Annotated in this window: 17 protein-coding genes and 1 pseudogene; 6 read left to right on the forward strand and 12 right to left on the reverse strand. The window is 31.6% G+C overall.

The genetic code is table 11. The features are described from left to right. Positions 1-55: 55 nt before the first annotated feature. The 6 genes from K8354_RS05065 to K8354_RS05090 all read right to left on the reverse strand — a co-directional run bounded on the left by K8354_RS05065 (position 56) and on the right by K8354_RS05090 (position 3,025). Complete coding sequence (locus tag K8354_RS05065; protein ID WP_081817061.1) at positions 56-220, reverse strand: type II toxin-antitoxin system antitoxin; 165 nt, start codon at positions 218-220, stop codon at positions 56-58. A 5-nt stretch (positions 221-225) separates the two neighbouring features. Continuing rightward, a complete protein-coding gene (locus K8354_RS05070) occupies positions 226-1,152 on the reverse strand; it encodes an alpha/beta hydrolase family protein (RefSeq protein ID WP_223445935.1) in 927 nt (308 codons plus the stop codon). Position 1,153: 1 nt separating this feature from the next. After that, positions 1,154-1,678: a hypothetical protein gene (locus tag K8354_RS05075; protein WP_223445937.1), complete on the reverse strand. Its 525-nt coding sequence runs from the start codon at positions 1,676-1,678 to the stop codon at positions 1,154-1,156. Positions 1,679-1,680: 2 nt separating this feature from the next. After that, a complete protein-coding gene (locus K8354_RS05080; RefSeq protein WP_081817060.1) occupies positions 1,681-1,848 on the reverse strand; it encodes a DUF4177 domain-containing protein in 168 nt (55 codons plus the stop codon). Between the two features lie 2 nt (positions 1,849-1,850). Next, positions 1,851-2,009, reverse strand: a complete 159-nt coding sequence (locus tag K8354_RS05085; protein ID WP_223445939.1) for a DUF4177 domain-containing protein — start codon at positions 2,007-2,009, stop codon at positions 1,851-1,853. Between the two features lie 155 nt (positions 2,010-2,164). Next, the gene (locus K8354_RS05090; RefSeq protein WP_223445941.1) at positions 2,165-3,025 is read right to left on the reverse strand and encodes an SPFH domain-containing protein; all 861 of its coding nucleotides are present in this window, start codon (positions 3,023-3,025) and stop codon (positions 2,165-2,167) included. A 124-nt stretch (positions 3,026-3,149) separates the two neighbouring features. Here K8354_RS05090 and K8354_RS05095 point away from each other — a divergent pair, with 124 nt between their 5' ends. The 3 genes from K8354_RS05095 to K8354_RS05105 all read left to right on the forward strand — a co-directional run bounded on the left by K8354_RS05095 (position 3,150) and on the right by K8354_RS05105 (position 5,193). Next, positions 3,150-3,932 (forward strand): S1/P1 nuclease, encoded by a 783-nt coding sequence (locus tag K8354_RS05095; protein WP_223445944.1) that lies wholly within the window; start codon positions 3,150-3,152, stop codon positions 3,930-3,932. 115 nt (positions 3,933-4,047) lie between these two features. Beyond that, positions 4,048-4,581, forward strand: a complete 534-nt coding sequence (locus tag K8354_RS05100) for a TlpA disulfide reductase family protein (protein WP_223445946.1) — start codon at positions 4,048-4,050, stop codon at positions 4,579-4,581. 3 nt (positions 4,582-4,584) lie between these two features. After that, positions 4,585-5,193 (forward strand): thioredoxin family protein, encoded by a 609-nt coding sequence (locus K8354_RS05105; protein ID WP_223445948.1) that lies wholly within the window; start codon positions 4,585-4,587, stop codon positions 5,191-5,193. A 91-nt stretch (positions 5,194-5,284) separates the two neighbouring features. Here the strand turns inward: K8354_RS05105 and K8354_RS05110 are convergent, their stop codons facing one another. The 3 genes from K8354_RS05110 to K8354_RS05120 form a co-directional block, all read right to left on the reverse strand. Next, entirely contained in the window at positions 5,285-7,063 is a 1,779-nt protein-coding gene (locus tag K8354_RS05110) for an AMP-dependent synthetase/ligase (RefSeq protein ID WP_223445950.1), read from the reverse strand. Positions 7,064-7,411: 348 nt separating this feature from the next. After that, positions 7,412-8,200: a pentapeptide repeat-containing protein gene (locus K8354_RS05115; protein ID WP_223445952.1), complete on the reverse strand. Its 789-nt coding sequence runs from the start codon at positions 8,198-8,200 to the stop codon at positions 7,412-7,414. 901 nt (positions 8,201-9,101) lie between these two features. Next, complete coding sequence (locus K8354_RS05120; protein ID WP_223445954.1) at positions 9,102-9,905, reverse strand: helix-turn-helix transcriptional regulator; 804 nt, start codon at positions 9,903-9,905, stop codon at positions 9,102-9,104. A 333-nt stretch (positions 9,906-10,238) separates the two neighbouring features. Here K8354_RS05120 and K8354_RS05125 point away from each other — a divergent pair, with 333 nt between their 5' ends. Next, positions 10,239-10,985, forward strand: coding sequence for a GIN domain-containing protein (locus K8354_RS05125; protein ID WP_223445956.1), 747 nt, complete (start codon positions 10,239-10,241; stop codon positions 10,983-10,985). A 169-nt stretch (positions 10,986-11,154) separates the two neighbouring features. Here K8354_RS05125 and purL read toward each other — a convergent pair whose 3' ends face one another. From purL to K8354_RS05140, 3 genes are all read right to left on the reverse strand, one after another. Further along, the gene (gene purL, locus K8354_RS05130; protein ID WP_223445958.1) at positions 11,155-14,865 is read right to left on the reverse strand and encodes a phosphoribosylformylglycinamidine synthase; all 3,711 of its coding nucleotides are present in this window, start codon (positions 14,863-14,865) and stop codon (positions 11,155-11,157) included. Between the two features lie 168 nt (positions 14,866-15,033). Then, on the reverse strand, positions 15,034-17,220 hold the full coding sequence (locus tag K8354_RS05135; protein WP_223445960.1) for an endonuclease: 2,187 nt from the start codon (positions 17,218-17,220) through the stop codon (positions 15,034-15,036). A 4-nt stretch (positions 17,221-17,224) separates the two neighbouring features. Beyond that, complete coding sequence (locus tag K8354_RS05140) at positions 17,225-18,439, reverse strand: RsmB/NOP family class I SAM-dependent RNA methyltransferase (RefSeq protein ID WP_223445962.1); 1,215 nt, start codon at positions 18,437-18,439, stop codon at positions 17,225-17,227. A 163-nt stretch (positions 18,440-18,602) separates the two neighbouring features. Between K8354_RS05140 and K8354_RS05145 the strand changes: the two are divergent. Together K8354_RS05145 and recG are read left to right on the forward strand one after the other, a co-directional pair. Then, a pseudogene (locus K8354_RS05145) lies at positions 18,603-18,848 on the forward strand (transposase); the annotation flags it as partial. A 496-nt stretch (positions 18,849-19,344) separates the two neighbouring features. Further along, positions 19,345-21,441, forward strand: a complete 2,097-nt coding sequence (gene recG, locus K8354_RS05150) for an ATP-dependent DNA helicase RecG (protein WP_223445964.1) — start codon at positions 19,345-19,347, stop codon at positions 21,439-21,441. The last annotated feature ends 85 nt before the right edge of the window (positions 21,442-21,526 follow it).

Raw genomic sequence — 21,526 nt, forward strand, 5'->3', positions numbered from 1 at the left:
TTTAACAATATTATTTTTGTTTTATAGTAAGGGAGCATGCTCCCTTGCAAAAAAATTATTCTTCTTTCTTTTTAGGTTCGCGTTTAGCATCTTTTAAAGCCTGCATGAGCATCCATTCTATTTGCCCGTTTGTAGAGCGAAATTCATCAGCAGCCCATTTTTCAATAGCTTTGATCATATCTTCATTAACTCGCAACGCGAAAGCTTTTTTCTTCGCCATTTCTTCTACTTTTTTACAAATGAAACAATAGTTTCTGTAAGTTTTGTGGATAAAGGATATTCTGCAGAGAAGTATGATTTTAAATTGTCTTCCTCTTTTTGAATATCTTTTAATACATGATTCATATTTTCTATAATTACCAATTCTGATGTTGGTTTTGCTGCATGCAAGGCTTTAGCATCATCAACTTTTACTTGCATGTCTTTCGTTCCGTTAATAATCAAAATAGGAATATTTATTTTTTTTATTTCTTCTAGCGGGTTTAGCGCCATCCACGAAGCAAAAAAAGGTTGATTTGGTTTTGATAGAAGAGCTAATAAATTTGGATTTACTTCTTTAATATCTCCTGTTTCTTTTAGTTCTTTAAATTGCTCTTCAGCAATTTTACCAATCTCAATACTTTGTTTGTTTATTTGTTTTACTAAGGTTTTATTTACACTTTCTCCTGCACCAGCAATAGAAATGTATTTGTCTACATTTTCTATAGCCAACATTGCAATTAAAGAACCTTGACTGTGACCGACTAAAATAATTTCAGAAAAGCGCTCATCATTTTTAAAATAATTGACCACTTCTTTGGCATCTAGAATGAAATCTGTAATTAAAATACCATCGCTTAAAAAAGGAGTATTTTTTGAATTTGCAGTTCTCTTATCATAACTAAAAAAAGCAATTCCTTCATTATTTACAGCATCTCTAAATTGCTTAATATAATTGGCTTTTACATTTTGTGCAGGTTGATTTCCATTTCTATCAACAGGACCAGAGCCATGTACCCAAATTATTAAAGGTTGATTTTCTGATGAATAGGTTAAAGTTCCTGGCAACTGAATTGCCATATTATTGATATTGATTTCTTCGGATTTTACTTGTGCAAAAGTAATTGCAATGCTAAAAATTGATAAACATAAAGAAGTTAAAATACGTATCATTTTAGTTAATTTTTGATTTATAGGTTTCTAAAACACTTTTTGCTTCATTTTCTTTTTGAGTACCAATTAATAATTTCTTTCCACTTTTAAGAATTAATTGAATACCAATATTTCCAGAAATATTTACCGCTTCTTCTTTGCCTTTATTAAAAAAAAAGCCACCTCTTAATCCCCAGCCACCAAATTCACTAATAGGTAAATAAGTTCTAACACCTACTTTTTCAATTTTATCCCAAGAGATTTTTTTCATAGAAAAATGAAACGGATAAAATTGATATTGAATACCTTCTTGATCAATTCTGGTGGAAAGTTTCATAAAGAAAATAAGAAGTGTTAACAAGAACATACTGACTGTAAAAATTATCAATCCTACATCTGACATTGGTTTCTGTCCTAAAGGTATTTTATAAATGACCTGTTGAATAATTCCATAAACACCAAACAAGAACGGAACACCAATGGCAACTATTAGAATAATAATTAGCCAAGATTGTGTAAAACGTTGTTCTTCTTTAAAAACTTTCATAATTATCGGTTTTTATCTTTTTCTAAAAGAGCGTAAACACCACCATTCGTATTACAGTATACATTTATGACACGCCAACCTTGTTTTGCATGGGAATTGATTTCATCTTCAAAATTATTTTGACTATTGGACCAGCTCATTTTTTGTTTCAAAAATTTATATTCTTTCATTCTTATCGGTTTTTCTCTCTTTCTAAAATCATACTATTCCAACCATGAGGAATTTCTTTAAAAATCCAACCTTCTCTGGCATGCAGATTTAGTAAGTCTTCAAAATTTTGTGATCTATTTCTAAACCCTAGTTTTAATTCAACTATTTTATATTCTTTCATATGAATTGATATGCTTAATTTTTATTCTTGAATTTCTTTTTTTTAGATTCTCCAAAACTCCGTTTTCCAATTGATATTTTTTAAGAGTATTCAACTTGATATTTTATTTTATGAACCTTGAGTTTCTTCCCTTAGGCAAGATTAAGATGGGTTAATTAATGACTTAATGTACCGGCATTTACCACAGGACTCGCTTCTTTATCACCACATAAAATAACCAATAAGTTGCTAACCATTGCTGCTTTTCGCTCATCATCTAACTCAACAATTTGTTTTCTATTTAGTTCATTCAAAGCCATTTCTACCATTTCAACTGCACCTTGTACAATTTTATGTCTTGCTGCTACAATAGCTGTAGCTTGCTGTCTTTTTAACATTGCAGAAGCAATTTCTTGTGCATAAGCTAAATATCCAATTCTAGCTTCTAAAACCTCTATACCCGCAATGGATAAACGTTCTTCTATTTCTTTTTCTAAAGCTTCAGAAACTTCATTAACACTAGAACGTAATGTAATATCTTCATCATGGCCTTCATCCGCAAAATTGTCATAAGGATACATACTTGCTAACTTTCTAACCGCTGCATCCGTTTGTACACGGACAAAATTTTCATAATTATCAACATCAAAAGCAGCTTTGTAGGTATTGGTTACTCGCCAAACCAAAATGGTCGAAATCATAATTGGGTTTCCTAGTTTGTCATTTACCTTTAAACGCTCACTGTCAAAGTTACTAGCTCTTAAAGAAATTTTCTTTTTCGTAAAAAATGGATTTGCCCAATACAAACCGTTTTCTTTGATAGTACCTACATACTTACCAAAAAGTAGAATAACTTTAGAAGTATTGGGGTTCACTAAAATAAAACCAAAAAATCCGATAAAACCAAGCAATATTGCTGGTATATACATAGGAGTTTGTTGTATAAAGGACATGGCTATGCCTCCAAAAAATAATACTAAAACAACTACTAACATTAGGTAACCATTTGCTAGCTTAATAATTTTTTCTGCTTTCATTTTTATTTGTTTTTATTATGATATTAAATTGATATCACAAATATATCAAATTATTTTCTTGTTTTCCAAATTTCTTGGTAAATATTTTCTTAAATTTGCCCGAACCTAAATTTATAAGCTACACATGAAAATTAAATTATTGTTATTAATTCCTTTCTTTTTCTTTGCAAAATCTTCTGAAGAGGATGCTATTTTTTGGGGACAGAATGGACATAGAGTTACTGGAAAAATTGCAGAGAAACATTTAACAAAAAAAGCTAAAAGAAATATTGATAAAATTTTAAAAGGTGAAAGTTTGGCTTTTGTGTCTACGTTTGCTGATGAAATAAAGTCGGAGAGAAAGTATAGAGAATTTTCTCCTTGGCATTATGTAAACATGAAATTAGATCAAACCTATGCAGAGGCAGAAAAAAATCCAAAAGGAGATTTAGTTACCGCAATTGATAAATGCATCACCGTATTAAAAGACGAGAATAGTAGTGAAGAAGACCGTGTTTTTTATCTAAAATTATTGATTCATTTTGTGGGTGATTTGCATCAACCTATGCATATCGGACAAAAAGAAGACAAAGGAGGAAATGATTTTCAGGTGCAATGGTTTGGAGAAGGAACAAATATGCATTCAGTTTGGGACACCAAAATGATTGAAGCATGGAATATGAGTTATATAGAACTAGCGGATAATGCCAAATACTTATCAAAAAAACAGATAGAAAGTATTGAAAAAGGTTCTGTTTTAGATTGGGTTGAAGAAATACATCAGATCACAAAAAAAGTATATGCATCTGCAAAAAGTGGCGAAAATTTGAGATATAGATATTCTTATGATCACTTTGCTATTGTAAGATCGCAGTTGCAAAAAGGAGGAATTCGTTTGGCTAAAATTCTAAATGATATTTACGGATAATTAGTTCAATCTTTTCATAGCATAAAGCTCCACAAGTATTTACTTTTGGAGCTTTTTTGTTAATAATGAGTTAATTATTTTATCGCATCTTTTTATTGATGTAATTTTATAACTTATGAAAACTCAATATTATTTTATTTTACTTGCTTGTTTTTTACTTGCCTGTAATAAGCAAACAAAGAATACTAATTCAACAGGTAAAAAAGTAGAAACTTCCCTGAATATTACTACTGTAAAATCTTACAATTACAATCAGTTAAAACCTTTATTAGAAAAAGAAGATGATCAAATTTATGTTGTTAATTTTTGGGCAACTTGGTGTGCACCTTGCGTTAAAGAATTACCTTATTTTGAAAGAATTAAAAAAGAGTATGCTTCTAAAAATGTAAATGTGTTATTAGTAAGTTTAGATTTTCCGAAACAAGTAGAAAAAAAATTGATTCCTTTTATAAATAAGAAAAACATACAATCTGAAGTAGTCTTGTTAGATGATATAAACGAAGATTTTTGGATAAAAGCGATCGATAAAGAGTGGAGTGGAGCCTTGCCTGCAACCTTAATTTACAACAAGAATAAAAGAAAATTTTACGAAAAATCCTTTGATTTTGAAACTTTAGAAAATGAATTAAAAACCTTTTTAAATCCATAAATTATGAAAACAATCAAACGAATTTTATTAATGGCAGTTGTTTTAATAGCTACAGCAGCCTTTACAACCAAATCAGAGAATGGTTATGCTGTTGGAGATACAGTAGAAGATTTTAGTTTAAAAAACATAGATGACCGTATGGTATCTTTATCAGATTACAAAGATGCCAAAGGTTTTATCGTGGTGTTTACGTGTAATATGTGTCCGTATTCAGTTGCGAATGAAGATAGAATCATCGCTTTAGACAATAAATACAAGGCAAAAGGATACCCTGTGATTGCTATCAACCCAAATGACCCAGCGGCATCAAAAGGAGATGGTTTTGAAGACATGAAAGTAAGAGCTACTGAAAAAGGTTTTACTTTTCCTTATTTGTTTGATGAAGGGCAAAATGTGTATCCAAAATTCGGAGCATCAAAAACGCCTCATGTCTATATCATTACAAAAAATGACATGAAAGTGCAATATATAGGGGCTATTGATAATAGTTCTAGAAACCCGGATGCCGTTACAGAAAAATATGTTGAAAATGCAGTGGATGCTTTGTTATCCGGAAAAAAGATACAGAAAACCGAAACTAGAGCAATAGGCTGTTCTATTAAAGTGATCTAATGGTATGCTATTTATTTCAATTTTTTTGCAAATATAAAACCCCAATTTTTTAATTTGGGGTTTTATATTTTATTACGTTTAATTTAAAAATTTAACCATATATTTTGGTATACAAATCTTGGTATATCTTCTTAATAACTGCTCGTTTCATTTTCATGGTTGGGGTTAAATGTCCGCCATCTATAGACCATTCATCTGGAGTTAATTCAAAACGTTTAATTTGTTCCCATTTTCCAAATTGAAGATTACAATCGTTTATTGCTTCTTGAATTTTTGCAATTACTTTTTCGTTAGTTGTTAAATCTTTATTTGAACTAAAAGCAATGTCATGATCTTTTGCCCAATCTCTTAAATATTCAAAATTTGGCTGAATAATAGCTGCAGGCATTTTTTCATTCTCACCAACGACCATTACTTGTTCTATAAATAAAGATTGTTTTAGTTCTCCTTCTAGTAAAGGTGGAATTACATATTTACCTCCAGAAGTTTTAAACATTTCTTTGGTTCTACCCGTAATTTTTAGGAAGCCATCTTTATCCAATTCCCCTTTATCTCCGGTATGAAAATAACCATCTTTGATAACTTCGGCTGTTTTTTTAGCATCTTTATAGTAACCTTGCATTACATTAGGTCCTTTTACTAAAATCTCTCCATTATCTGCAATTTTCACTTCAACATTACTAATAACTCGACCAACAGTTCCCACTCTAAATCCTCTTTTACCATTTTGTTCAACAAAATTTACAGAAGTTACTGGCGATGTTTCCGTTAAACCATAACCTTCCATAATGGGCATTCCTGCTGCTGCAAAAATTCGTGTTAACCTTTGCTGTAAAGCAGAAGCTCCAGAAACCATCAGTTTAAGTTCTCCTCCTAGAGCAGCTTGCCATTTAGAAAAAATAAGCTTCCGTGCTACACCTAGTTGCTTTTCATACCACCAACCATTTGCACCATAAGGTTCATATCGTAACCCCAAGTTTACAGCCCAGAAAAATAATTTCTTTTTTATTCCTGTTAGATCTTCTCCTTTTAAAATAATTTTGTCATAAATTTTTTCATACAAACGCGGAACAGCCGTCATCACATTTGGTTTAATGTCCTGAGCATTTTCGGTTAATTTATCAAGACCTTCAGCAAAGTAAATTTCTGTTCCACAATATTGATACAAATACAAAATCATACGTTCAAAAACATGACAAACAGGTAAGAAGCTTAACGCTTTATCTTTTCCTTTCTCTAAAGGAACACTTTCTTCACTTGTAATAACATTAGAAACAATGTTTCCATGAGATAACATTACTCCTTTTGGTTTTCCAGTAGTTCCGGAAGTATAAATTAAAGTAGCTAAATCTCCTGATTTTACAGCTTTTTTTCTAATTTCTACTTCCTTTTGATTCTGAGTATCTTTTCCTAATTCTAGAATTTCTTTCCAACTTTTTTCTCCAGCAATATCATCAAAAGTATAAATTCCTTTAAGTTTTGTGTTTCCTTTAATCTGGTTTAACTTTTCTATGATGGTAATGTCCGATACAAAACAATAAATAGCTTCAGAATGATTCAATACATATTCATAATCTTCTTTAGAAATTGTTGGGTAAATGGGCACTGTTTGTGCACCTGTTTGCAGCGCACCAATATCACAAATATTCCATTCTGTTCTATTGGTAGTAGAAATTATTGCAATTTTATCATTGGGTTGAATACCAAGTTTTAGCAAACCTCTACTTAATTGATTGGACTTATCTACATATTCTTGAGAAGAAATAGATTCCCATGTACCATTATATTTGGTTGTAAAAGCTTTTTTAAGGTTATACTTTTCTAATTGATAATATGGAAAGTCAAATAACCTCGTAATTTCTGTTGGCATATTGTCTGTTTTTGTGTTTGCAAAATAGTGAAATTACTTTAATTTCACAAATACTTATGAATAGACTTTATATTTTATGAATTAGATATTTATTGGTCTTATTTTTTGTGTTTTTCTTTAGATGGCTGTCTTTTTAATTTAATAACCACAACTGATTTTAAGCTTTCCTAGATCCTTATTAAAGTTTGATTTTCAATTGTTTTTTTAGGGATTTTTATAAATATTGTGGTGTAAGAATTTAGTAAAAAGATTTAGCTTAATTGACTGTTTTTTAAAAATAACATACTTTTTTGAACAAAAAAAAGGTTGATATAAAATCAACCTTGATGAAACCATGTGTAATTCCTTTTAGTCGAAATCTTTTAACAAATATTTATTAAAACTTCTACCATTTATTTTGGTGTATTTTGAATCGATGTCAAACCCGACTTTCATACCAGTGATATTAAAATTTCCAGAAACCTCCATGTACTTAATATTTAAATCTTCTTTAAAATTGGTATTTTCAAAAGAAACACCATCATTAAATTTGGTGTATTTAAATACAGCTGAATCTTCAAAAACGGCATCAGCAAAACTTACATATTTTTTAAAAGTAGCGTATTTAAAAGTGGAAATTTCAGTAAAACGAGTATTAGAAAACCCAATTTCTTTATCAAACTTGGCATATTTAAAGGTACTGTCATCCTCAAAATTAGTGCCAGTGAAGTCTGTATTTCTCTCAAAACGAGAGTACTTAAACATCGCTTTTCCCTCAAAATTACAGTTCTTAAAAATCACTTCATCTTTAAAACTAGCGGTAAAAGTATAACCAGAATCTTCATCCGGAATATATGCTAAAACATCATCTTTAAATGTGCAGTTTACAAAAGAAATTTTTTCTTCGATTAATTTTTTTATGGTATTACCGGAGTCTCCCATATTCCACCAGCTATTTTTTTTCTTTCTTGGTAATTTCTCTAAAGCCTCCTCCATAAACGTAAAATCGAGAATTCCAACAATTGTTGCATTCTTATAAGATACGGTTTTGCCTGCTTTTAGATCTTTCATGATATTGGAAGCTTCAATATTTTTTTGTGAATAAGATAGTGTTGAAGCAAAAATAAAAAAGAGTAGTGAAGTAATTTTAAGTTTCATTTTAGTAAGAGTTTATATGTTTTTATTTAAAGACAAAAGGAAAGTTAAAATGTGACAGTTAGAAACAGAAAAAGGCCAATTTAAAAAAATTAGCCTTTTGTATATTAATTATTAGTTTCCCCCAAAACCATGAATATAATTAACTGCGCAAATATACAAAATTTAATTAAAATTTAATTAAAACTTACTATGTTTTTAATTCGTTTAACATATAAATGACAACGCTATTTAAACTTCCTAGTAATTTTGTTACTAATTTTCTTAAGTCGCTTTGTTAAAAATTCCTTTTAATTTTAATTCCATTTCTAAAAAGGTTAAATACTTTAAAGAAGAGTGTCATCTTTCAGTATTATACCAATCAATATGGTCTTCAATCGGTTTATATAATTGAGTGTAAGAAATAAATTCTCCATAATTTAATCGAAAAGAATTCCTCGATGGGCTGCGTAGGGTTTCCGTTGAAATTGTCATTCCCGTGAAAACAGAAATCTAAATAATAGAATTTTGGTTTTTGACCTTTCTAGGTCAAAGCTTGTACTCAACTTGATTGAGTATGAAACGAGCGAAACATGCCTACCGTTAGAGTACCTTTATGGGGCTGCCTCGAGGATAGTTGGTTTCAAGAAATTCTTTATTTTGATGAAAAAAACCAGAAGTGTAATGATTTTGGATTTTATTTTTTACAAGAAAGCTTTTTAAACAATAACCATTAATTTCTTTAATGATGTAAAAATAAAAAGATCAAATAATTAAATTTGATCTTTTTAAACTTCATAGCAAATAATATAATTATTATTAATAACAATATCAAGCCCCCCAACTCAATGCAATTATATCTTAATTATAATACTGCAAATGTAATTGTGCTACAAATAAAAATGTTGTAAAAAAACGTAAAAATTTACTTTTTTAAGTATTTCTTTATTAACGGGTAATCCTGTTTAAAAAATGATTTGAAATCTTGATTCATAAACAATCTAAAATCTTTATAAAAATGAGAAGAATCATAATAGTTGTAATTATAGATTAAATCAGATAGTTCAATCTCATTAAAAAAGTATTTTCTCATTAAATTAAGAAAACGAAATTGTCTAATATACCTTCCTGGGGTTAAACCTACTATTTTTTTAAAATGTATTTCTAATGATTTTTGTGAAATCGATATTTCATTTACGATGTCTAATACAGTCAATAATCCATCTTTTTCTCTAATTAAGGAAATAGCGTGGTCAATTTGTTTCGTGTTTTTATCAATATGTAGCGGTATGTTAAAAAAAAACGAATTTAAATTAAGAATCAATTCATTAAAATCTTTAGATTCTTCGAAAATTGGTAAAAGTTTATGATGAAAAGTATTATTAATTTGTGCTAAAGGGGTGTGTATATTTTCTAATTCTGAAACATCAATATTTAATAATTTATGAAGCGCTGTTGGATGTAAATTAGCACCTATTGAAGTTGTAATAGAATTGGTTGTAAACTTAAATGACCTAAAGTATTGACCAGAAACCATTAGACCTTTTAACAATGTTTCATCACCATTAACAAAAACTTTTTGTGTGCCAGTTCCGATATAAAATATATGTGCTAATCCAATAGGTAAAATGGCGGATTTAAATGGGATATCTTCTTCATCAAAAGAAAGGTAAAAATATCCTTCAATTAAATGAGGTACTTCAGTGCCGGAAAAATATGTGTAATGCATAGCGAGCCAAATATAGCGCTGATATCATCTAATTAATTGTAAAAAATCGTAAATGATTCGTTTTCACCCTTTATTATTAAGAACTTTAGATCATAAACATTTTGTGATTTACTCGCTAAAATTGCTCTTTAAATTTTTATTAGGTAAATAATTACATGTGGAGTTTAATAACTCAGAAACACAAATATTTTGTTGAAATCGCTATTTGCTGCTCCGAAAAACATTTTTATTAGAAAACTGTAACAAACAGAAAACCTGCTTGTCTTTATAACAGTTCTCAATATCTTTGAAACAAGATGCTATGCATACACACTAACTTAAAACAACATTATTATGAAATTTAAAAGTATTATTTTCTTGATGTCTTTACTCTTTTTAAATAGTAACCTAAATGCACAAAAAACAATAAAGTTAGAGGCAGACTTTGATAAAATCATTGTAAGTCCGCACATAGAGGTGATTTTTAAGAAAGGAGACAAACCAGCTATTGAAATTATGGATATAAATATACCCATTGAAAAGTTTCATTATGAATTAAACAAAGGTACATTACAAGTATATTTGGAAGGTGCCAAAACCTACACTAAAAACAAAAAAATAGTCCTTAGAGAAACTGAAAGAAAGGTGCCTTTATATAAGGGTACGGTGGCTAAGATAATTATGACGTATACAGATGTAAAAATATTTTCTTTAAGAGGTGAAGAAAAAATTATGTTTCAAACGCCTTTAATTCATAGAGAATGTGTTCTACGTATTTACGGAAAATCTGAAGTTACCATGAATACTATTAAGTTGGATGGATTAGATGTTTCAATTTATGGTGATAGTTTTTTAAATTTAGAAAAAGGTAGTATAAAAAAGCTAAAAGTAACCGCCTATGGAGCAAGTAAAGTAATGGCTTCGGATGTTATTACAGAAGAAATAAAATTAACAGCTTATGGAGATGGAATCTTTAAATTTAATGTGTCTGACAGAATTAAAGTAAGCTCTTATGGTGAAGCCACAGTTTTATATAAAGGTGATGCTACATTAAAAAAAGGAATTGTGATAGGAGAATCGACCATAAAAAAGATGATGTAGATTCTAAAAGATTGCTGGTCAAAGCAGCATTTTTTGGAGAGATTTCGCCATAGTATATCTTTTTGTATAAAAATCAAAAAGAATAAACATTTGATTTTTTGACCATAATTTAAACTAAAAATAAACCTCACAGATTTTGAAATTTGTGAGGTTTTTTAGAGGAATAATGTTACTCTTTTTTGTCTATCCAATTTTTTGCATTTACAAAAGCTTCTAACCATGGAGAAACTTCGTCTTTTCGTCCTGCAGGATAATTTGCCCAATTCCATTGAAAAGTAGAACGTTCTATATGGGGCATGGTTACTAAATGTCGACCAGTGGCATCACATAGCATTGCTGTATTAAAGTCGGAACCGTTAGGGTTGTTAGGATAGCCTTCAAAACCGTATTTTGCAACAATATGATAGTTTTCCTCGGTTTCTGGTAAATTAAACTTTCCTTCTCCGTGAGAAATCCAAACCCCCAATTCTGTTCCTGCTAAAGAAGAAAGCATTACGGAATTATTTTCTTGAATTTTTACCGAGGTAAATGAACTTTCATGCTTTTTAGAATCATTATGAATCAATTTACCATGCACTTTATGTTTTGGGTTGATTAAATCTAATTCCATCCACAATTGTGCACCATTACAAATACCAACAGATAAAGTATCTTCTCTTTTAAAGAAGTTTTTTAGTGCTTTTTTTGCTTTTGCATTGTATAAAAATGCACCTGCCCAGCCTTTTGCAGAGCCTAATACATCAGAATTAGAAAAACCACCAACAGCACCAATAAACTGAATATCTTCAAGTGTTTCACGTCCAGAAATTAAATCGGTCATGTGCACATCTTTCACGTCAAAACCAGCTAAATACATGGCATTTGCCATTTCACGTTCAGAATTTGAACCTTTTTCGCGGATAATAGCTGCTTTAGGACGAGGTTGTTTCTTATCATTGGTAATCACAGGAAGTTTACCTGTAAAATTTTCTGGAAATTTATAAGTTAAAGGTTGCTTTTTATAATTATCAAATCGGTCTTGTGCCAAACCATTTGCAGTTTGTTTTTGATCTAATAAAAAAGAAGTTTTATACCAAACATCTCTCATTTCAGCAACATTAAAAGAGAAGTTATCTTCATTATTTTTAATGTTTACCGTTCCTGAATTGTTGGCAGTACCAATAGTAAAAAACTCAATATTATTTTCTGATAAAATAGTTTCTACAGCAGCATCTGCTTGAAAAACAATTCCTGAATTTTCAGCAAACAACACTTTTATAGTATCTTCCTCGTTTAGAGAGGTGATGTTAAAATCTGCACCTAAACCTACATCTGCAAAACACATTTCTAACAAAGTAGTAATCAAACCCCCAGAAGCAACATCATGTCCTGCAGTAATTTTATCAGCTTTAATTAATTCCTGAATGGTATTAAAAGTATTCTTTACAAAGTCACTATTTTTTACATCGGGCGCTTCATTTCCAATGGCATTTAAAACTTGATTGAAAGAGCTTCCTCCTAATTTAAAATTGTCTTGAGAAATGTTAATATAATAGATGTTTCCGCAATCAATTTGTAAAAGAGGTTCTACAACTTTAGAAATTGCATTGCAATTTCCGGCTGCAGAAATAATGACCGTTCCAGGAGCTATTACTTCATCATCTTTGTATTTCTGTTTCATGGATAAAGAATCTTTTCCTGTCGGAACATTGATTCCTAAACGCATCGAAAACTCTGAAACTGCTTTTACAGCGTTATATAAACGAGCATCTTCACCTTCATTTTTACAAGGCCACATCCAATTTGCAGACAAAGAAACACTCTTTAAATTGTCCTTTAAAGGTGCCCAAATTAAGTTTGTCAAAGATTCTGTAATCGCATTTCTACTTCCTGCTGCTGAATTAATTAAACCAGCAATAGGAGCGTGGCCAATAGAAGTTGCAACGCCTTCTTTGCCATGATAATCTAGCGCCATGACGCCAACATTGTTCAACGGAATTTGTAAAGGTCCAACACATTGTTGTTTGGCAACTTTTCCGCCAACACATCGATCTACTTTATTTGTTAACCAATCTTTACACGCCACAGCTTCTAACTGTAAAACTTGTTCTAAATAGATTTTTAAATTTTTGGTTTTATACCGTGGGTTTTTATAATTTCTTACCACCGTTTTGTCGGTCATTACCGTTTTTGGGGAGGAACCAAACATGTCTTCTAGCGCTAAATCCATTGGTTTTTTGCCTGAAGATTTAGATTCAAAAGTAAAACGGTTATCTCCTGTAACTTCACCCACATCATAAATAGGAGAACGTTCTCTATCAGCAATTTTATGCAAAGTTTCTAAATGCTTTTCAGCAATGACTAAGCCCATTCTTTCTTGAGATTCGTTCCCAATAATTTCTTTTGCTGATAAGGTTGGGTCTCCGACAGGTAATTTATCCAAATCAATTTTTCCTCCTGTATCTTCTACTAATTCAGATAAACAATTTAAATGACCACCAGCACCATGATCGTGAATAGAGACAATAAAGTTTTCGTCACTTTCTACCATGCCACGCACTGCATTTGCGGCACGTTTTTGCATTTCTGGATTAGAACGTTGTACTGCGTTTAATTCGATTCCAGAAGCAAATTCACCCGTATCTGAGGATGAAACTGCTGCGCCACCCATTCCGATTCTATAATTTTCTCCACCTAGAATCACAATTTTATCGCCTTCTTTCGGAGTATCTTTTAATGCTTGTGAGGCTTTTCCATAGCCAATTCCGCCAGCTTGCATAATCACCTTATCATATCCTAATTTTCTAGGTTTTGAAGCACTGGAAGCAGCGTTTTCTTCATGCTCAAAGGTAAGTACAGAACCTGCAATTAAGGGTTGACCAAATTTGTTTCCAAAATCAGAAGCTCCGTTGGATGCTTTTATTAAAATATCCATTGGTGTTTGATACAGCCAATCTCTAGCTTCAAATTTATTTTCCCAATATCTTGTGTTTTTAACAGCATCGATAGCAGCTTCTAAACGAGAGTAAGAAGTCATATAAACCGCTGTTCCGGCCAAAGGCAAAGAACCTTTTCCGCCTGCTAATCGGTCTCTAATTTCTCCTCCAGAACCTGTTGCAGCGCCATTAAAAGGTTCTACAGTGGTTGGAAAATTGTGTGTTTCTGCTTTTAAAGAAATGACAGATTCAAATTCTTTTGTTTCGTAAAAGTCGGGTTTGTCTGCTGTTTTAGGAGCAAACTGTACTACGTTAGGTCCTTTAATGAAGGCAACATTATCTTTATATGCTGATACAATATCGTTTGGAAATTGTTTTGAAGTTTCTTTGATCATTTTAAATAGGGAAGTAGGTTGCTCTTCGCCATCAATCACAAAAGTTCCGTTAAAGATTTTATGTCTACAGTGTTCTGAATTTACTTGACTGAATCCAAATACTTCAGAATCTGTTAATTTTCTTCCTATTTTAGTTGCTACGCTTTCTAGGTATTGCACTTCTTCATCACTCAAAGACAAACCTTCTTGTTGGTTGTAAGCAGCAATGTCATCAATATTTAAAATAGCTTCTGGCTGCATATTGATTGTAAATGATTCTTGATGTAAACCCTTAAATTTCTCGGAAATCATAGGATCAAAATCTGTAAAATCTTCAGAAACAGCTTTAAATTCCTCAATTCTGATGATGTCTTTAATCCCCATATTCTGAGTAATTTCAACAGCATTTGTGCTCCAAGGAGTAATCATTGCGGCTCTTGGTCCGACAAAATTGGCTTTAATAGATACATCTTCTATTTTTGGTTGATTCCCAAATAACCAAGTCAATTTATCAGTCGTAGTTTTTGTTAATTTCTTAGTTGTTTGAACAGCAAATATTTTACTTTTTATATCTCCGAAAAAATGAATCATTATCGTGTTTTTGGTATGTTGTTGTAAAATGCAAATTTACTTTTTTTCAATTGAATACGAATAATTAATTTAGGTGAAGTTAAGGAGTTATTCACTTGTTTATGAACCCCAAAAAAAAGACTACCTCATAAAGGCAGTCTTTTTTAATATATTATTTAAAAAAATCTATTAATTTTTAATCAATTTTTGAGTTATTGATTTTTGATCAATTTTTAACTTTACAAAATACACACCTTTTGATAAATTAGAGATGTCAATACTATTTTTATTGGCAGTTACAAGAGTAGTTTTTACGACTTTTCCTAAAGTATTGTAGATTGTAACATTGGTATTTGATGTTGTTTTGATCGTTATAAAATTTCCATTTGTTGGGTTTGGATACATTTTAAAAGTGTCTAAAAGATTATTTTCTGTACTTAAACTACTCGTAAAAAAACCAATTCCGTCAAATTTATCAGCATCAAAGAATGTCCATTCTGCTTGTTCATTATAAGTTGTACTTGGTCCAGTTACATTGGCATTTCTTCTTAGGGTAATATTTTGTATAAAGTTATATGAACTTCCTTGATTCACTTCACCAACCACATCAATTAAAACATCATTTTTAAACAAACCAATTGGGTCATTTCCATTAAAGTTTAAAGGAGAACCAAATCGATTAGGGTTGGTATCAATATTTGGTGGTCCTACTAAATCAGATTCAGCAACTAGAATAGGGTCTGCAGCATCAATATGTGTAATTACAAATACATCACCTGGAATAATAGTATTAACGGATCCGTTTGAGATATCAAAAACATCTACCCAAGGGCCACTACCATCAGATTGTTTTTTAATAGAATAGCCAGCTAAACTAACTGTACTTCCTGTTAGATTTACAATTTCTAAGGCTTTATTATTACCTGTTGCAGGTTCTACATATTCAGAGAAAAATAATTCTGATGCAACACCTGAACTAGCCACTGTAGTTGCATTCACTGTTGCTGATTGCGCTGATGAATTACCAGCCGCATCTTTAGCAATTACGTATGCACTATAACTTGTACCAACTACTAAGCCTGTAAAAGTATGTGTTAAATTAATCGTGTTTGTATTTAAACTTCCATCTAAATATACATCATATGAAGCTACTTCTGAATTATCTGTTGCAGCTGACCAACTAATAGTAAAAGCGGTATCAGAAATATTATTAACGACTATTTCTGCAGGTGTAGTAGGTGCTTCTGTATCTTCTAATGTAGTAACTTCTAGCGGAGTACTTAAAGCAGATTGGTTATTTGCAATATCTTTTGCTAAAACTGTAATGGTGTATGTTGTATTAGAAGATAAACCACTTATGGTTACAGTGGTATTCGAAGTTTGTTCTGTTAAAACTCCATCAACATAAACATTGTATCCTGTAACAGCTTCATTATCATCAGAGGCAGTCCAAGAAACTGTAAAATTGGTTATATTGACACTACTTGCAACTAAATTAGTTGGTGCTGTTGGTGCTTCCGTATCGCTACTTGTATAAATTCCCCAAAGATCTTGGGCAGAATCTCCACCCCAAATTCTTGTTGCTAAATAAGGGTTGTCTATAAACGGATTTCTATTTCCTTGAGCGTACGTATTGTTTGTATTTTCATGAAAAGGGTTTCTTTGTTTTTCAAAGTCAGATACTGGGTCTTCTATATTCCAAACTAGAAATAAATCAATCATTTCATCTGGAGTAAATTGAGTGCTACCAACCCCAACGGCAGTAGGCAAACAAACGGATCCGTAGCGAACATACATATACATCATCATTCTTGCAACATCACCTTTCCATTCATCACCAGGATACCAAGCAGCAGTATTTGGTCCATCTAAACCATCATGAAAATCGACTGTTGAAAAACCAGAGTTTCCAGTGCCTCTACCAAATTTTCTATTATTTCTTGAAGAATTTCTACCTGGGTCAGAAGGTCTTAAATGATGCGCATCTGCACCAGGACCCGTAGTTCCCAGATTCGGATTTCCTAAAGATCTCGCAAAAACATGTTCTCTATTCCAATCGCTATTTCCACCACCATTATTATTAATACCTCTTTCTCTATCATTGTCTATACTGCCATCAGAGCCATTTTCATAGCCGTAGATTAATAGTATTTCAGAAGAATTTGTTGGGTTAACATCGGTAACTTTAGATGCCTCCCAAACTCCTGGAGTATATACTAAAAAATTAGTGTGTGTTGCAGTAATTTTAGTTGCTAAGGCGTCTTTTAAAGCAATTCCGGTTAGCGTTAAGTCTACATCATTATAATACGTTTCTTGTGAAAAAGTAACGGTAAATGAAAGTAAAGTAATTGTAAGTGTAAGTAATTTTTTAATCATAATATTATTGTTTTTTTTCTAAAAGAGCCATATAAAATCCGTCGAAACCAGAAATATGAGCAAATACTTTTTTATCAGAAACAAAAGTAAAATCTTTTCCGGATTCTGATGTTAAGAAAGTGTGAACTTGCTCTTGATTTTCTGAAGGTAAAATAGAGCAGGTTGCATACACCATTTTTCCACCAGGTTTTACGATTTTAGCATAGCTTTGTAAAATTTCTTGTTGTACTTTTTTGATATTCTCAATAAATTCGGGTTGCAGCTTCCATTTAGAATCCGGGTTTCTTCGGATAACACCCAAGCCAGAACAAGGAGCATCAATTAAAACTCTATCTGCTTTGCCATATAGCTTTTTAATCGGTTTTGTAGAATCGATCACACGCATGTCTATATTATGTGCTTTATTTCTTTTAGCCCTTACTTTTAATTTTCGGAGTTTACTTTCGTAAATATCCATGGCAATAATTTGACCTTTATTTTCCATTAAAGATGCTAAATGCAGCGTTTTTCCGCCCGCACCAGCACAGGTATCTACCACTTTCATTCCTGGTTTTACATCTAAATAGGCTGCCACCAATTGAGAAGAAGCATCTTGTACTTCAAAAAAACCGTTATGAAAAGCTTCTGTTTTAAAAACATTCGCTCTTTCTGGCAATACTAAAGCATCTGGGTGATGCGGCACAAATTCGGTTGCTACGCCTTCTGCTTTTAATTTTTTTTGGAGTATCTCTTTAGAAATATTTAATGTATTTGTTCTTAAAATTACACTCGCTTGTTCGTTTAAAGCGGCTATTTCTTTGGTCCATAGTGCTTCACCTAATTCAGAAAGGCACATTTCATCCATCCAATCAGGAATGGATTCTCGGTATTTTCTGGTTTTAGAAAGTTCGGCAAAACGACCTTTAATTCTTCGTTCAGGAACGTCTCCAATCTGATTCCAATCTGGTAATGCAATTCCACGTAAAATACACCAAACAGAGAACAATCTCCAAATATTATCTCGGTCATAAGGTGCTTTTACTTCTGCAATTTCTGCATATAAACGATTCCAACGAACAATATCATAAATGGTTTCTGCCACAAATTTTCGATCTCTTGCTCCCCAACGTTTATCCCTTTTAAGCGCTTTTTCTACTGCTTTGTCTGCGTAAACGCCCTCGTTAAATATATCTCTAATGCTGTCTATGACAGCAAAGGTTAAATTTCTATGTAATCTCATTTTTTTGTTTGATAATAATTTGCAAATGTACGAGAAATAAAAGAAGATTTACGTTAAATATATAGCACAAAAAAAGTCCTACCTAAGCAGGACTAAAGATTTTGGAGTGTCTACCTTTGATGTGACTATTTTTTAGAGTCCCTAAATATTTATACATTAGATTATGGCAAAAAAACGTGATAACGAGTTTAAGGTTATGCTAGTAGAACTATTAAAATCTGGAAGTAAACCAAAGGAACTAGGAGAGGAATATGGTTTAAACCCAGGTATGATTAGTCGCTGGAAACGAGAGTTTGCAGCAAGGTCTGGTGATTTTTCTAAAAAGAAAGTACTATCTGCAGAAGCGCAAGAATTAAAAGCCTTAAAAAAGGAATTTAGGGTATTGAACCCCTTTAGAAATGGAATTAAAATTAAAAGGAATTTTTAACAAAGCGGCCTAAGAAAATTAGTCACAAAATTACTAGGAAGTCCACCTGTTATTATTCAGTGAAACAGATACAGAAGCTACGGTAACCTTATCAGACATTACAGGAAAGGTAATTTATAGAGGCAAAGCACAATTAACAGCGGGTAAAAACGAATTAGAGTTTGACTTTAAAGTGAAAACAGGTGTCATAGTATTACAAGTAAACAGTGCTGAAGTAAATTACGGAACTTCTAAAGTTGTTTTTAGATAGTAGAATTCATAAAGAAGGAATAGAATTTATATCAATTAGAATTTATTAATGATATTTAAAGTCTCTTATAATCAATGATTATAAGGGACTTTTTTAATTTATTTAATACCAGTTCTGTTTTCAAATTACTGAAAAATAAAATGATGATTTTTTTCTTTCAAATAGCGACTACTACGACAAAAAATTTACTCCGAATTTAGTATTTTCGTTCTTTATATTCATAGCAAATTGATTTTAAACAAACCCATTACATATATTCCTGGCATTAGTGGGCAAAGAGCGGGTCTTATATATTCTGAATTAGGTATAAAAACATGCAACGATTTACTCAATTTTTTTCCGTTTCGGTATATCGATAAAACACAATTTTATCAAATTAAAGATTTACAACCCAGTGCTTCCGAAGTTCAGATTGTTGGAAAAATAACACGAGTAAATGAGATCGCACAAAAAAGAGGAAGTAGGTTAGTAGCTACTTTTCAAGATGCTACCGGAACGATGGAGTTGGTTTGGTTTCGGGGTCAAAAATGGATTAAAGATTCCTTAAAAGTAAATGAACCTTATGTGGTGTATGGAAAATTAAATCATTACAACGGTAGTTTTAGCATTCCACACCCAGAAATGGAGTTGGTGAAGGAATATAAAAAAAAGTTGCAGTCTAAAATGCAACCGGTTTATCCATCCACAGAAAAATTAACAAACTCTGGTGTCTCCAATAAATTGATGCAGGGCTATGTTCTAAAGTTACTGCAAATCGTTTATGATACCATTCAAGAAAGTCTATCCCCAGAAATTATAGGCGATTTTAGTTTGATGCCTAAAAAAGAAGCTTTATTAAATGTTCATTTTCCGAAAAGTCAAGAGAATTTGGCGAAAGCTCAATACCGTTTAAAATTTGAAGAATTATTCTTTATTCAATTGCAGTTGGTAAGAAAAAAGCTCATCAACAAAACAAAAATAAAAGGGTTTATCTTTGAAAATGTAGGTGCTATTTTTAATGAATTTTATGCGGATAAATTACCTTTTAATTTAACGAATGCTCAAAAAAGAGTGTTAAAAGAAATCAGAAAAGACGTGGCATCGGGAGCGCATATGAATCGTCTTTTGCAGGGCGATGTGGGTTCTGGAAAAACAATCGTTGCTCTATTATCGATGCTCTTAGCTATTGATAATGGTTTTCAAGCTACAATCATGGCACCCACAGAAATTTTAGCAAATCAACATTATATCGCCGTTTCAGAACTTTTACAAGGCATGAATATTAAGGTTGATATTTTAACGGGGTCAGTAAGAGCAAAGAAAAGAAGAGAAATTCATGCTCATTTAGAAGACGGAACTTTACATATTTTAATTGGCACACATGCTTTATTAGAAGATAAAGTACAATTTAATAATTTAGGAATTGCAATTATTGATGAACAACACAGATTTGGAGTAGCGCAACGCTCCAAACTTTGGATGAAAAATAAGATGCCACCACATATTTTGGTCATGACGGCTACACCAATACCAAGAACATTAGCAATGTCCGTCTATGGCGATTTAGATATTTCTGTGATCGATGAATTGCCTCCTGGAAGAAAAGAAGTTAAAACAGTGCATCGCTTTGATAGCAATCGCTTGTCTGTTTTTAAATTTATGAGAGATGAAATCGCTAAAGGCAGACAAATTTATATTGTTTATCCATTAATTCAAGAATCTGAAGCTATGGATTATAAGGATTTAATGGATGGTTATGAAAGTGTTTCTAGAGAGTTTCCAACGCCTAAATATCAAATAAGTATTGTGCACGGGCAGATGAAACCTGCCGATAAAGAGCATGAAATGCAACGTTTTGTAAAGCATGAAACTCAAATTATGGTGGCAACAACTGTTATTGAAGTGGGGGTTAATGTACCTAATGCAAGTGTTATGATTATTGAAAGTTCAGAACGTTTTGGACTTTCTCAATTACATCAATTACGCGGAAGAGTTGGGCGAGGAGCAGACCAAAGTTATTGTATTTTATTATCGAGTTTTAAATTATCCGCAGAAGCAAAAACGCGTTTAAAAACCATGGTAGAAACTACAGACGGATTTAAAATAGCCGAAGTAGATTTAAAACTTCGGGGACCCGGAAATTTAATGGGAACACAACAAAGTGGTGTTTTAAATTTAAAAATTGCCGATGTGGTTAAAGATTCTAAAATTTTAGTTGCTGCCAGAAATACGGCAATCTCAGTTTTACAAGAGGATGCTAATTTATCCAAACCAGAAAATATAAACATTAAAAACACGTTCATCCAAATCTCTAAAAGTTCAAAAATTTGGAGTAATATTAGTTGAAGATTAAGATTTAATAACATGTTTGTGTTCGGTTATTTACCAGGTTAAATACTAAGTTTAACAAATAGAAAATCTGAGGGAATTT

This window comes from Polaribacter litorisediminis, assembly GCF_019968605.1.
GTDB lineage: Bacteria > Bacteroidota > Bacteroidia > Flavobacteriales > Flavobacteriaceae > Polaribacter > Polaribacter litorisediminis.

Coding starts and splice junctions, on each gene's coding strand:
- K8354_RS05065 (WP_081817061.1), bottom strand. CDS start 220: ATGGCGAAGAAAAAAGCTTTCGCGTTGCGAGTTAATGAAGATATGATC.
- K8354_RS05070 (WP_223445935.1), bottom strand. CDS start 1,152: ATGATACGTATTTTAACTTCTTTATGTTTATCAATTTTTAGCATTGCA.
- K8354_RS05075 (WP_223445937.1), bottom strand. CDS start 1,678: ATGAAAGTTTTTAAAGAAGAACAACGTTTTACACAATCTTGGCTAATT.
- K8354_RS05080 (WP_081817060.1), bottom strand. CDS start 1,848: ATGAAAGAATATAAATTTTTGAAACAAAAAATGAGCTGGTCCAATAGT.
- K8354_RS05085 (WP_223445939.1), bottom strand. CDS start 2,009: ATGAAAGAATATAAAATAGTTGAATTAAAACTAGGGTTTAGAAATAGA.
- K8354_RS05090 (WP_223445941.1), bottom strand. CDS start 3,025: ATGAAAGCAGAAAAAATTATTAAGCTAGCAAATGGTTACCTAATGTTA.
- K8354_RS05095 (WP_223445944.1), top strand. CDS start 3,150: ATGAAAATTAAATTATTGTTATTAATTCCTTTCTTTTTCTTTGCAAAA.
- K8354_RS05100 (WP_223445946.1), top strand. CDS start 4,048: ATGAAAACTCAATATTATTTTATTTTACTTGCTTGTTTTTTACTTGCC.
- K8354_RS05105 (WP_223445948.1), top strand. CDS start 4,585: ATGAAAACAATCAAACGAATTTTATTAATGGCAGTTGTTTTAATAGCT.
- K8354_RS05110 (WP_223445950.1), bottom strand. CDS start 7,063: ATGCCAACAGAAATTACGAGGTTATTTGACTTTCCATATTATCAATTA.
- K8354_RS05115 (WP_223445952.1), bottom strand. CDS start 8,200: ATGAAACTTAAAATTACTTCACTACTCTTTTTTATTTTTGCTTCAACA.
- K8354_RS05120 (WP_223445954.1), bottom strand. CDS start 9,905: ATGCATTACACATATTTTTCCGGCACTGAAGTACCTCATTTAATTGAA.
- K8354_RS05125 (WP_223445956.1), top strand. CDS start 10,239: ATGAAATTTAAAAGTATTATTTTCTTGATGTCTTTACTCTTTTTAAAT.
- purL (WP_223445958.1), bottom strand. CDS start 14,865: ATGATTCATTTTTTCGGAGATATAAAAAGTAAAATATTTGCTGTTCAA.
- K8354_RS05135 (WP_223445960.1), bottom strand. CDS start 17,220: ATGATTAAAAAATTACTTACACTTACAATTACTTTACTTTCATTTACC.
- K8354_RS05140 (WP_223445962.1), bottom strand. CDS start 18,439: ATGAGATTACATAGAAATTTAACCTTTGCTGTCATAGACAGCATTAGA.